Origin of the sequence: Celeribacter halophilus (genome assembly GCF_018860305.1) — a bacterium.
Taxonomy (GTDB): Bacteria; Pseudomonadota; Alphaproteobacteria; order Rhodobacterales; family Rhodobacteraceae; genus Celeribacter; species Celeribacter halophilus_A.
Window position 1 is genome coordinate 166771 of sequence record NZ_JAHKPE010000019.1, and the last position, 12652, is coordinate 179422.

The 12652-nt window shown below is 56.0% G+C and carries 12 protein-coding genes; 7 read left to right on the top strand and 5 right to left on the bottom strand.

Translation table 11 applies throughout. From position 1 onward, the window contains the following. The first annotated feature begins 99 nt into the window (after positions 1-99). From KO492_RS05145 to KO492_RS05155, 3 genes are all read left to right on the top strand, one after another. Positions 100-1110 (top strand): C4-dicarboxylate TRAP transporter substrate-binding protein, encoded by a 1011-nt coding sequence (locus KO492_RS05145; protein ID WP_216043964.1) that lies wholly within the window; start codon positions 100-102, stop codon positions 1108-1110. Between the two features lie 79 nt (positions 1111-1189). Beyond that, complete coding sequence (locus KO492_RS05150; protein WP_216043965.1) at positions 1190-1822, top strand: TRAP transporter small permease subunit; 633 nt, start codon at positions 1190-1192, stop codon at positions 1820-1822. Positions 1823-1832: 10 nt separating this feature from the next. Continuing rightward, a complete protein-coding gene (locus tag KO492_RS05155) occupies positions 1833-3233 on the top strand; it encodes a TRAP transporter large permease (RefSeq protein WP_216043966.1) in 1401 nt (466 codons plus the stop codon). A 57-nt stretch (positions 3234-3290) separates the two neighbouring features. Here KO492_RS05155 and KO492_RS05160 read toward each other — a convergent pair whose 3' ends face one another. The 4 genes from KO492_RS05160 to KO492_RS05175 form a co-directional block, all read right to left on the bottom strand. Further along, positions 3291-4124 carry a metal ABC transporter permease gene (locus KO492_RS05160; protein ID WP_066602916.1) on the bottom strand — a complete coding sequence of 278 codons (834 nt, stop codon included), beginning with the start codon at positions 4122-4124 and terminating at the stop codon, positions 3291-3293. Further along, a complete protein-coding gene (locus tag KO492_RS05165) occupies positions 4121-4984 on the bottom strand; it encodes a metal ABC transporter permease (protein WP_216043967.1) in 864 nt (287 codons plus the stop codon). The genes KO492_RS05160 and KO492_RS05165 overlap by 4 nt, the downstream gene beginning before the upstream one ends. Further along, positions 4981-5922 (bottom strand): manganese/iron ABC transporter ATP-binding protein, encoded by a 942-nt coding sequence (locus KO492_RS05170; RefSeq protein ID WP_252735300.1) that lies wholly within the window; start codon positions 5920-5922, stop codon positions 4981-4983. The genes KO492_RS05165 and KO492_RS05170 overlap by 4 nt, the downstream gene beginning before the upstream one ends. A 123-nt stretch (positions 5923-6045) precedes the next feature. Next, entirely contained in the window at positions 6046-6945 is a 900-nt protein-coding gene (locus KO492_RS05175) for a metal ABC transporter substrate-binding protein (protein WP_216043968.1), read from the bottom strand. 541 nt (positions 6946-7486) lie between these two features. On the opposite strand from KO492_RS05175, the gene KO492_RS05180 reads away from it, so the two are divergent. The 4 genes from KO492_RS05180 (at position 7487) to KO492_RS05195 (ending at position 10880) form a co-directional block, all read left to right on the top strand. Further along, positions 7487-8356, top strand: coding sequence for a hypothetical protein (locus tag KO492_RS05180; protein ID WP_216043969.1), 870 nt, complete (start codon positions 7487-7489; stop codon positions 8354-8356). Positions 8357-9000: 644 nt separating this feature from the next. Beyond that, entirely contained in the window at positions 9001-9711 is a 711-nt protein-coding gene (locus KO492_RS05185) for a type IV secretion system protein (RefSeq protein WP_216043970.1), read from the top strand. A gap of 3 nt (positions 9712-9714) precedes the next feature. Continuing rightward, entirely contained in the window at positions 9715-9975 is a 261-nt protein-coding gene (locus KO492_RS05190; RefSeq protein ID WP_216043971.1) for an EexN family lipoprotein, read from the top strand. Positions 9976-9977: 2 nt separating this feature from the next. Continuing rightward, positions 9978-10880, top strand: coding sequence for a type IV secretion system protein (locus tag KO492_RS05195; protein ID WP_216043972.1), 903 nt, complete (start codon positions 9978-9980; stop codon positions 10878-10880). Between the two features lie 639 nt (positions 10881-11519). Here the strand turns inward: KO492_RS05195 and KO492_RS05200 are convergent. Then, positions 11520-12650 (bottom strand): NAD(P)/FAD-dependent oxidoreductase, encoded by a 1131-nt coding sequence (locus KO492_RS05200; RefSeq protein ID WP_216043973.1) that lies wholly within the window; start codon positions 12648-12650, stop codon positions 11520-11522. Between the last annotated feature and the right edge of the window lie 2 nt (positions 12651-12652).

Below are 12652 nucleotides of genomic sequence, written 5' to 3' on the forward strand. Positions count from 1 at the left end.
GGGCATGGCAGTCAGTGCGCGCAGATTCCCTCATAGCGGAATTGTGAAGATCGCCGCATACTCCCTGACAGACGGTAATTTATGTCTTGGGAGGACATCATGAACAAGTTTTTGGGACGTGCGGCTGTGGCCGCGCTTTGTGTCGGGTTTGCAGGTGAGGCGATTGCGACGGAATGGAATGTGTCGCTGTGGGGCAAACGCCGCGCTTTCACCGAGAATGTCGAAAAGCTCGCCGAGTTGGTCGCGGAAAAGACCAATGGTGAATTCACCATGAACATTTCCTATGGCGGTCTGTCGAAAAACACCGAGAACCTTGACGGTATTTCCATCGGCGCATTCGAGATGGCGCAGTTCTGTGCGGGCTATCACCCCGACAAGAACCCCTCGATCACCGTGCTGGAGCTTCCGTTTCTGGGCGTAGACAATCTCGAACTGGAACGCGACGTGGCGATGGCGGTGTACAACCATCCCGCCACGGTCAAGGATCTGGCACGCTGGAACGCCAGACTGCTGATGCCGACCCCGCTGCCGCAGTATAATCTTGCGGGTGTGGGCGATGCGCCGCATTCAATCGAAGACTTCAAAGGTCTGACCGTGCGCGCCACCGGCGGGATCGGTGCGGCCATGTCGGCTTCCGGCGCTGTGCCAACCTCCATGTCCGCCACGGAAGTGCGTCAGGCGATGGACAGCGGCGTGATCCGCGCGGCAGCTTTTGCCCCTCATGCGCATATGTCCTTCGGCACGGCGGATATCGCGACATGGTGGACCACCAACCTCAACCCCGGCGCGGTGAACTGTCCGGTCGTGGTCAATATCGACGCTTACGAGATGCTGACCGATGAAGAGCGTGAAGCTCTGGACAGCTCCGTGGACGAGGCGCTCGACTATTACATCGACTACTATAACGAGCAGACCATGGCCAAATGGGGTCCGCTGATCGAGGAAAAGGGCATCGAACAGGTGACCTTCTCGGATGAAGACCTTGAAGCTTTCAAAGCGGCCGCAGCGGCACCTGCTGCGACAGCCTGGATCACGGAGAACACCAAGCGCGGCCTGCCCGCGCAGGAGCTCTATGATCTTGTCATCGAAACAGTCGCCGCCTCGAAATAAGAGACGCGCTTGAGTGATGGCCCGTCCTGCGTGTTGCGGGGCGGGTCTTTTCGGATTTTCGGACATAAGGGGATAAAGGATGGCGGGAACGGCCACGGTCCTGACAGATGACAGCCGGCTGAGCCGGTTGGATCAGGGACTACACAAACTGGAACTGGCGCTGGCGTTCTTGAGCGGACTTACGGTCTTTGCGCTGATGCTTCTGGCGGTGTTTTCCGTCGGCGGGCGCAATTTCTTCAATCAGCCGTTGCCGGGCTATGTGGACTGGATTCAACAGGCCATGCCGCTCATCGCCTTTATGGGGATTTCCTACACCCAGCGCAACGGCGGCCATGTGCGGATGGATATGCTGGTGGGCGCGCTGAAAGGCCGACCTCTCTATATCGCTGAACTGATCACCACCTTTGCCATGTTCGTCTTCATGGTGCTGATGGTCTGGGGCACATGGGCACATTTCCAGCGCAGCTTTGATTTTTCCATGCCGATGTGGAGCCGTGACAGCTCGATGGATATCAGCCTGCCGCTCTGGCCCGCCAAGCTTCTGGCCCCTGTGGCTTTCGGGGTGCTGACGGTGCGTCTGGTGCTTCAGATCGCGGCCTATATTCGGGCGATCATTCTGGGTACAGAACATCCGGTGGCAGTGCCGCTGGTGCTTGATATGGCCACACAGGCCGCGATGGAGGCTGAACACGTCTCCGGCAAAGACGATTGAGGGAATGGATATGGATCCTATTGAAATCGGTCTGATCGTCTCCGGCGGTCTTCTTGTTATGGTGGTTCTCGGCATGCGGGTGGCTTTTGCCGCCGGTCTTGCGGGGATGGTGGGCCTCATCTGGATTTTCTGGTCGAAGAAAGGCTACGATCCCGAGGCCTTCGGCTGGGCCTTGACGGTGGCTGCCAAGACGGCGGGGCAGGTGCCCCATTCGAAAGTGTCGTCTCAGGCGCTCTCGCTCATCCCGACATTTATCCTGATCGGTTATCTCGCTTATTACGCAGGGCTGACCAAAGCGCTGTTCACGGCGGCCAAGCGGTGGATCGCGTGGGTTCCGGGTGGTCTGGCTGTGGCGACCGTGTTTGCGACAGCGGGCTTTTCCGCCGTGTCGGGCGCGTCGATTGCGACCTCTGCCGTGTTTGCCCGTATCGCCATCCCCGAGATGATCGAAGCCGGCTATAACAAGAAATTCGCCGCAGGTGTTGTTGCCGCAGGGGGCACATTGGCCTCGCTGATCCCGCCATCGACGATCTTGGTGATCTACGCCATCATCGTGGAGCAGGACGTGGGCAAGCTCTTGCTGGCGGGCTTCCTGCCGGGCATGTTTTCTGCCTTTGTCTATGCCGCGCTGATTGTGGGTATGTCCGTGGCGATCAAGGGCTTTGGTCCGGCGGTTGGCGGCTTTACATGGAAGGAACGCTTTCAGTCCCTGCCGCCGGCTGCGCCGATCATGATCGTTGTGCTGACCATCGTGCTGTTCGTCTACAACCCGTTCGGCGGAGAGGCTTGGGGAACGCCGACCGAAGGCGGCGCGATTGGCGCTTTCGTGGTCTTCCTGATGGCGGTCTATAAAGGCATGCGTTGGGGCCAGTTCCGTGACGCGCTTTTGGAGACGGCGAAGCTTTCGGTGATGATTTTCACCATCATCTGGGGCGTATTGATCTATGTGCGGTTTCTGGGCTTTGCCGATTTGCCGGGTGCATTTGCGGACTGGCTGACCTCGCTGACCATGTCGCCCATGCTGATCCTTGTGTGCATCCTGTTGGCCTATGCCGTGCTGGGCATGTTCATGGATGCCATCGGGATGCTGCTTTTGACCTTGCCTGTGGTCTATCCGGCGGTGATGGCGCTCAATGGCGGCGAAACCGTTGCGGCGGCGGATGCGGCCTTTGGCATGTCAGGGCCGATGTGTGCGATCTGGTTCGGTATTCTTGTGGTGAAAATGGCAGAGTTCTGTCTGATCACCCCGCCGATCGGTCTCAACTGTTTCGTGGTTGCGGGCGTGCGTGACGATCTGTCCGTGCAGGATGTGTTCAAAGGCGTGACGCCGTTCTTCATCGCGGATGCGATCACCATCGCGCTTCTGGTGAGTTTCCCGATGATCGTGCTCTGGCTGCCAATGCAGGCTTGATCAGATCTCCGAACATGAAAAAGGCGGCGAGTGGAAACACTGCGCCGCCTTTTGTCGTCAGATCGTCTGGCTTTGGCGCTTGACCTGCCGCATCCGGCGCACAAAGGCCACGAGGAAAATCGCGGTCTGCAACAGCACGATGGTAGGCGCTGGGGCGCTGTCGAGCCAGAAGCTGAGGTAAACACCCGTGATCATAGCACAGAAATTGATGATCACAGCGACCACCAGCATCTTTGAGAACCGCCGGACCAGAAGAAAGGCGATTGCACCCGGTGCGATCAGAAGCGCGACGGCAAGGATGAGCCCCGTTGCGGTCAGGGTCGACACGATGGTGAGCGAGAGCACCGTTAAAAGCCCGTAGTGCAAGACCTGAACCGGCAGACCGGAGGCCCGCGCCTGCGCCGGATCGAAGGCGTGGAGCATCAGGTCTTTCCACTTGAGCAGCAAGGCGGCAGAGACAATGAGCGCGATGGAGCCCGCGGTCCAGAGGTCATGCGGCTCCACACCCAGCATATTGCCGTAGAGGATGTGGTCGAGATGGACATCCGAAGGGGTCGCCACGAACATCACGATGCCGAGGCCGAACATGCCGGAGAAGACCACCCCCATGATGGTGTCCTGTTTGATCCGGCTGTTTTCCGACAGGTAGCCGGTGGCCAGTGCGGTGACCATGCCCGCGACGAAGGCCCCGAAAATGAGCGGCAGACCGAGAATATAGGCCAGCACCACGCCGGGCAGGATTGCATGGCTGATTGCATCGCCCATGAGCGCCCAGCCCTTGAGCACCAGAAAACAGGACAGAATGGCCGTAGGCACCGCCACAATGGCCGAGATCAGAAAGGCGTTCTGCATAAAGCCGAACTGGAAGGGCATCAAAATCGTGTCGATCATTCCTGCGCTCCTTCTGTGAGAGCGGCGCGCGCCTTGGCGCGGGCGGCCAGAAGCCCGTGTTTCGGGGCCCAGACAAAGGTCACAAGGAAGATCAGCGTTTGCAGGCAGACGATGATCCCGCCGGTTGCACCGTCAAGGAAATAGCTGATGTAAGCGCCGGTGAAACTTGTCACCGTGCCGATCAGCACAGAGGTTATGATCAGGCGCGGGAAGCGGTCGCACAAGAGATAGGCCGTTGCCCCCGGTGTCACCACCATGGCGATCACGAGAAACGCCCCCACGGTCTGCATCGCCGCGACGACAGAGGCCGAGAGCAGCACAAAGAACACCGCTTTCAAAAGTCGGGGTTTGAGGCCGATGGAGCGGGCGTGGCTTTCATCGAAAAACACCACCATCAGGTCTTTCCATTTCAACAAAAGCACAACGAGTGACACGACCCCGATCAGCACCAGTTGCAGCGTGTCTTCGGGCGTGATGGCGAGAATATTGCCCATAGTGATGGTCTGGACCGAAATGGCCATCGGGTTGAGCGAGACCATGAAAAGGCCGAGGCCGAAGAAAGAGGTGAAGATCAACCCGATGATTACGTCGATCTTGAGGCCGGAGCGTTCCGAGAGAAACAGCATCGCCGCCGCCGCCAGCCCGCCCGATATGAACGCACCAAGCGCGAAGGGCAGGCCCAGCATATAGGCTCCCGCCACACCGGGCACGACCGAATGCGAGAGCGCATCGCCAATGAGCGACCAGCCCTTGAGCATCAGGTAGGAGGACAGAAAGGCACAGACCCCGCCCACAAGGGCCGAGACCCACATGGCGTTGGTCATGTAATTGTAGGAAAACGGTTCGAGTAGGACGTTCATGCATCGCCCTCCCGTGCTTTGTCGGGCGCGGTTTCGGGCTGTGGCGGTTCGCCCAGAATGTGGGTCTTGTCGCCATAATGGACCAGAGGCCGCTCGTCATCCGTGAGGATGGTGACATGGCGCGGATCGTCGTCGTCGTGAAGATCGGCCCCGCCCAGTGTGAACTGCCGCAGCACCCCGCCGAAGGCTTCTTCGAGATTGTCGCGGGTGAATGTCGTCTCTGTCGGACCATAGCCCAGAACCGTGCCTTTGATGAGCACCGTGCGGTCACAGAACTCCGGCACCGATCCGAGGTTGTGGGTGGAGACCAGCATCACGCGCCCCTCGTCCCGCAGATCCCGCAACAGGGCGATGATCTGGTCTTCGGTTTTTACATCCACGCCAGTGAACGGTTCGTCCAGAAGGATCACCTGACCCTCTTGGGCCAGTGCGCGGGCGAGGAACACGCGTTTCTTTTGCCCGCCGGACAGCTCGCCGATCTGCCTGTGCCGGAAGTCGAGCATATTGACCCGCCCCAAAGCCTCTTCGACAGCGGCATGGTCGGCCTTGGACGGGCGGCGCAGAAAGCCCATATGGCCATAGCGCCCCATCATCACCACATCCTCGACGAGGACGGGGAAGGACCAGTCAACCTCTTCGGCCTGCGGCACATAGGCCACAAGGTTCTTGCGCAGGGCGTCGTTCACGGACATGCCCAAAAGGCGGATGTCGCCTTGCGCCACGGGAACAAACCCCATGATGGCCTTGAACAGGGTGGATTTGCCGGACCCGTTGACACCGACAAGCGCGGTCACCGTGCCGCGCGGAATTTCAAAACTGGCGTGACGTAACGCGGTATGGCCGTTGCGATAGGTGACCGTGACATCTTGCGCCCAAATGCCGCCACCCGCCTCTGACTGAGGGCCTTGGGTCTGGGGCTTCGAACTGTCCTGTCTCATATGCGTCTTTCTATCTATCTGTTGGAGTGCGAGGATCGCCACAAAAGCTCTGTGACAAAAAAAACCGTGTCACGCGGACCGCACAAGCCCGCGTGACAGGATACTGTCGTATGTAAACTGCGCCTAGTTCAAGCCGGCTTCAAGCCCATTGGCCACTGTCTCCGAGGTGACGCGCAACAAATCGAGATATGTCGGCACCGGACCGTCCGGCTCGGAGAGGCTGTCGACATAAAGCACTCCGCCATATTCCGCGCCGGTTTCGCGGGCGACCTGTTCGGCAGGGGCGGTGTTGACCGTGCTTTCGCAGAACACTACGGGAATGTCATTCTCCCGCACCCCGTCAATCACGTTGCGCACCTGTTTGGGGGAGCCCATCTGGTCCGAGTTCATCGGCCAGAGGTAAAGCTCTTTCATGTCGAAATCCCGAGCCAGATAGGAAAACGCCCCCTCGCAAGTCACAAGCCAGCGCTTGTCTTCGGGCACTTCGGCAATCTCCGCCCGCAAAGGTTCCAGCGTTTCGCGCAGTTCCTCTTTGTAGGCGGCCGCATTCGCGGCGTAAACTTCCGCATTGTCGGGGTCGTGTTCGACAAAGGCTTTTTCGATATTGTCAATGTAGATCAAGGCATTGTCGAGCCCCATCCATGCGTGGGGGTTCGGTTTCCCCTCATAGGCGCCGCCCGAAATCGAGATCGGGTCAATCCCCTCGGTCAGCGTCACAGAAGGCACATTTTTCAGGTTGGACAGGAATTGTTCGAACCACAGTTCAAGGTTCAACCCGTTCCACAAGATCAAATCCGCGTCCTGCGCGCGTACAATGTCACGCGGGGTCGGCTCATAACCGTGAATCTCCGCACCCGGTTTGGTCACCGACACCACCTCTGCGGCGTCACCGGCGACATGGCGGGCCATATCGGCAAGCACGGTAAATGTCGTCACAACTTTCATCTTATCATCCGCCTGCGCGGCACCGGAAAGGGTCAGCGCGGCAATGCTGCCGAGAAATATGCTTCGCTTCAAACTCATGGGTCGTCCTTCAGGGTTATGATTGTCTCTGTTGTCATTATGTAAATGATAATCATTCTCAACTGTCAAATGAAATATTGAGAATTATTCGCAACTGGAGCCGATTGGCCGTGTGTGCTTATAAACTGTGCGGCGTCGTGGAGAGGGAGGCTATATGCGAGCAGGGTGGTTGCCGTGCGTGACGGGCAATAAGAAGAATAACAATAATTGTGCCCGAGAACGGACATGGAGCCGGAGAGGAAAGAAGATGCCATCACATTGAAAGTAAATGGAGGCGAGTACCGGAATCGAACCGGTGTACACGGATTTGCAATCCGTATATATGCATTGAATTTATTAGATTTTATTGTAAACGAACCCTTTTTGTTCTTAGTGAAACATCAAGGACTTACGGCACAAGTGTAAACCGTTTACAGCTATTTCTAGGGCAAAGAAAAACCGTTGAGGGGGCGGCCACCCACCTCAACGGCATTATCACGGTCTTCTCACAGACAACCTATTTTAAATGCACTTTTAACTCAAGCCTTTCAGGGGGGCAGGCATGAGTTGGAAGATCGCAAACCTCTGTGCCGAGAGGAAATTCGGCAGCCCCGTACGTAAGCAGATCATCATGTTCTTGGCTGATAAGGCGAGCGACGATGGATCGGGGATCTGGTGTTCGAAAGGCACCGTCCAGCGTCATACTGAACTTGGTGAGTCCACAGTCAAGCGAACTATCACTGAATTTCTGCGTGAGGGTATTCTGGTCGAGACCGGACGACGTCCCTGCAAGAACGGCTATACGGTTATCTATCGTATTGTTTTGAGCGTGGTGAGTGGTCTGGAAACGATCTTCGAGCCGGACGATGGGTCCGATTTTTATACGGGGTCCACAGCGGACGGGGTTCCGCATGACCCCGGAACGGGGTTCACAGCGGATGGGGTACGGGGTCCAGAGCGGGCCCCAAACCATCCTAAAACCATCCAGAAACCACCTACGCGCCCAGGCGCGCGCGAGGCCATTGATCCGAATTTCGAGAAAGTTTGGTGTGCTTACCCAGAGGATCGGCGGCGGGATAAGGCCACCTGCCACAAGCATTTCAAACATGCCATCGAGAAGGGGGTAACGGTGGAGGAGATCGCAAGTGCGGTCAAAGCCTATGCGGTCGAGACCGAAGGATATACGCGTTCGAAGATTTGTTTCTCCGATAACTGGTTCCGTGAGAGCCGCTGGCAGCGACATATCGGAGAAATGCGAGCGGAACTGATTGAGGTAGTGAAGCGCGAGGACGAGTATTTTCAGCAACTCGCCGGATGGGTCCGTGGGCGTTATTGGATGTGCCAGCACATCTCTCGAAGTCAGGCCGCTGAATTGCTATCGCGCGGATTGGTTTCCGAAGAAGAACTCAGTGGCGCAGAGGTGGCATTGTGATCTCGAACGCTGAACAGCCGACCCAAAGAGCAACGCTTCTCGGTTCCTGGCTTTCTGTCGTAGAGCCGAGGCCGTGCGAGAGAATGGACAAGCCCTTTCGACTCGACCTCACCAGTTCTCTCATGTGGGGTGCTGTGTGATGATCAAGCCTCAAAATTCTCATGAAGGACCATCAGTATCGCTGAACACTCGAATGAAAATTCAAACCTATCGTGTGTGTCTGTGGTTTGGCGGATTTGGACCGAGAAACGGATTCAATTGCCTGATGCGAATAGTAGTTTTGGTGATGCTGATAACCGTTCTCATTGTGTGCGTCTGGCTGATGCTTCTCTGGCGGGACATGCTGAGTTGCGGTTCCCCATCAGACCTTTGCCTTTCGCAGTCGGCGTTACCCCGTGTGCTGATTGGTGTGGGGATCGCGGGAGTGCTGTGGAGCCAGTGTGTCGCTGTACTGCTGAAGCCTTTCGCGGACACGTTGAGTATTTCCCACGAATTAACAGCACATGCGCGCCAGTCAGCGGGAACGGCGGCACTCGTGGTTGCTGACCTCTACGCGCGAGAGGGTGCAGGGGCTCAGGCCCGCTTATGGCGGGTACATTCGGTCAGCCCCTCACCACGCAAATAAGCTACTTAAGGAGAAAAGCATGAGAAACCTACTATCAGCATCTGTCGTCTTCGGATGTTTCATGGCTCATTCCGGGTTTGCTCAAGGCGTTCCCGTCATTGATGCCACAAGTCTCGCGAACCAGAAGCAGCAGTTCGCCCAAGAGATTGCCCAGCTTGTCAAAGAATATGAGCAGGCTGTTCAGCTCTATGAATCAATCAATGGCATGACCGATATGGACGATATCGTAAGCCTTTTGAACGATAGTGAAGTGAGAGAAATTCTCGGCACAGACGCCCAAGAGGTCGCAACCGCGTTTGACCTCAAACTGAATGATCTCACGGGCGACCTATCCGCAACGGCTCAAAAATTTGAAGACTTCTCCACTATGGCTGACGACGACATTTCAGCAGAGGATTTCTATGCGCAGGAAGTTGCCCGCATACGCAACAGCACCAGCCGTAAAGGCGCTGTAGCGGAACGTATTGTTGCCGTTTCTGATCAGCGCCTTGAAGGACTGGACAAGCTGCGCCAGCAAATCGGATCAGCTTCGACCCAGAAAGAAATTGACGCTCTGAACGCTCGCATCGCGGTGGAGCAAGCCATGCTTCAGAACGATGTCGTGCGCATTCAGGGTATGGCGATGCTTCAGGAGGCCCAGCTTGAAGCCGAGGAGCGACGGGCCACAGAAGCCTTACTCCAAGTCAGTGAAAAAGACATCTCAGACCTCGATACCTATTTCGGAGACTAATTCATGAAACAAATCAGCATTATATTGGCTGCTATGGTCACTCTAAGCGCCTGCAAAGACGATGTGAAATCCCCTCAGACTGTTCAGTATTACATCGAACATCCAGAAGCGCGGCAAGCGATGCTCGATGAATGTGAAGTGAAAAACGGATCGGATCTCGATGCAGACTGCATCAACGCCAGAGACGCCCTGTCACAGGCGACCAGCGCAAAGGATCTTGAAAACTTGGATAAATATTTTGGCGACACATCCAGCGAGGATTGAGCATGTGGCAAAGCATCTATAGCGGCTTCATTGACAACACGACAGAGGTAGCCGCAGAAATCGCTAGCTCAATGTCTGGAACACTAGCCGCACCGCTGTCTGCGGCCATGACCCTTTACATCATCCTCTATGGCTGGGCCGTCATGAGGGGCTCGATCCAAGAGCCTGTGATGGATTTTACATTCAGAGCCATGAAATTGCTTGTGATTTGGACCCTCGTCGTGAAAGCGGGGGACTATACTTCATGGGCCGGTAGCACGATTACCTCTGGCGTTCCTGAGTTTATTGATCAGTTGGCTGGCGGGGAGGCAGGCAATACGCTTCCTGCGGATGCCATCTTTCGCGAAACAGCTCGTATCGCCGACGAAATACAAAAGTTCTATGTTTCTCAGGGTGTGAGCGGAAAAATCACGGGCGCGCTTTACTATGCAATCATGATGGTGACTGGCGGTGTGGTCGCTGCGATTGTGTTTGCAGTTTCGCTCCTTATCACCCTGGGTTTGACCATGATGGCGGCTGTTGGTCCTTTGTTCATTGCGTTCGCGCTATTTGATTTTTCGAGAGGGTGGTTCTTTTCATGGCTGGCGCAAATCCTGAACTTCGGTGTTTTGAAGTTGTTAACCTATGTTCTGGGCCTTGTCCTGATCGCAATGCTGCAAGAGGCGATATCGGAAACCGCGACGCTATCTGCCCGGCTGAGAATGTTCTTTTTCTTTGGTATGCTGGCTGCTTCGTTTGTGATGTTCTTCTTGCTGCCGTCTATTGCCGCCGCCCTTTCTGCCGGCGCACAAGCGTCTACGGGTATGGCGCAGCGCTGGACTGAACGAAAGCTTGGCCTTCTATCCAATAAAAATGGAGGCGGGGGTCCCAGTGGAACTAGTGCAGGGAGTGCGTCGAGAAGATAGCGCTTCTGAAGTTTCATTTGTGGCTCTGTGCTGAAGGCTCGGGTCGAGAAATTCTAAATCAAATTAAAGTTCTCAGGGCAAAGGAAACGTCCATGAAAACCTTTTCTTCCACATACTTAGCCAGACATAGGCTGGAGGTATTGTCATGCGCCAGCGAAGAACCAGTCGGGATCACGCGCTATGGAGTTTTGAGCTTCGTGCTTGTGAGCGCTACCGAATATGAACGCCTGAGCGGGGTGTGTATTTTCCTGAATTTGGAGTGCAAGGAACGGAGAGAGTGACGTTGGTAGTGAGGAGGCTCTTAATTTCTACACACCTGTCATGTTGATTTCCCTTTGTTTTGTTCGATGTCAAAGTCAATAGACGACTGCATATTGTTGTTCGTGTGCTGGCGTGTTCATTGAGGCTAAAGTCGAAACCGCTTAGGTGTCTGGTGAAACAGAGGTCGGATCATGGGCCAAACACAGCTCACATAAACATAATCTTCGCAAACGATGAAAGCATCAAAATTCACGGACGCACAAAAGGTGTTCATTGTAAAACAGGGTGCGGAAGGCACGCTGATTTTGGGTTAAACTGCGAATGAACCACGTCTCCACTGGAATTAACAGAGACGTGGTATGCAAGATTGTTTGTATTTCAGTCCGCAAACCGTTCCGGTCGGAACGGTTTGAGCATAGAATGACGGATGCCCAAAGCCATTTCTTCAGCCAGAAGTTCGCCCGTTATCAGGCCGAGTGTCGCGCCGCTATGGGAAAAGGCTACAAAACATCCGGGGAGTTCTGCCAGTTCGCCGAACACCGGGTCACCGTCACTAGGGATAGGCTTCGGTCCGAAATGCACGTCAATGACGCTCAAGTCGGGTGCAGGATTGAGCACTTTGCGGGCTTCATCAATCAATTTCTCTGCTACCCAGTCCGGCAGATCATACCCCCCGTCGGCACGTTGAGTTACCTCCTCCTCGGGCCAGTCGGAGTCGAGGTAGAATGCTCCGTTTATGGTCCGACGCACTGCCACAAAAGGTGTGTTCAAGACGGCGCGGAGGGGATGATCGACGGGTTGGGTTTCGACCAGAACGGCAATTGGCGTGCCATCTCCGATTTTAATCCCATGGGTCGCAGCCATGGCGGGTACTGCGGGGCCGGTGGCCAACAGGACGACATCGCCCCCGAAATCCCGCCCATCATCGCACCGCGCTCCTGTTGCTCGCCCTTCCGTTACGACAGGCGTGGCTTTACCCGCATCCGTAATGATTTTGCCTCCAGCAGAGTTGATCTCTTCTGCGAGGATAGCGATGAGCGCGGGTAAATCGACCCAGCCTTCGTTCGGGTTCAGGATCGCCCCTGTTTTGGTGACAGCCGCACCGTTCACGCCGGGCACTTTGTGTGTAACTTCTTCGCCGGACAGCAGATGCGCTTCATAGCCAAGGTTGCGTTCATAGCGATAGACTTCGGGAATTTCATTCTTCGGCCCCTCCAAATCCCATGTGAGACCGCCTCCGAAACACAGCCAGTCGGCATCAGAATAAGTATCAGATAGAACGCGATACCGTTCCATACCTGCTTGCCGAAGTCGATGATACGGGAGGGAGCGCCGCCGTGCGGTGTTTAGCCATGCCAGCGACCTGCCGGACGCCCCATTTGCCAGAGGCCCGTCATTGATGAGGGTAACGGCTACGCCCATGCGTGTGAGTTGCGCCGCTGTCGAAACACCGAAAATGCCACCGCCGATGATAACGGCGCTGTCGATAAGTGGGGTTGGGTATGGCATGG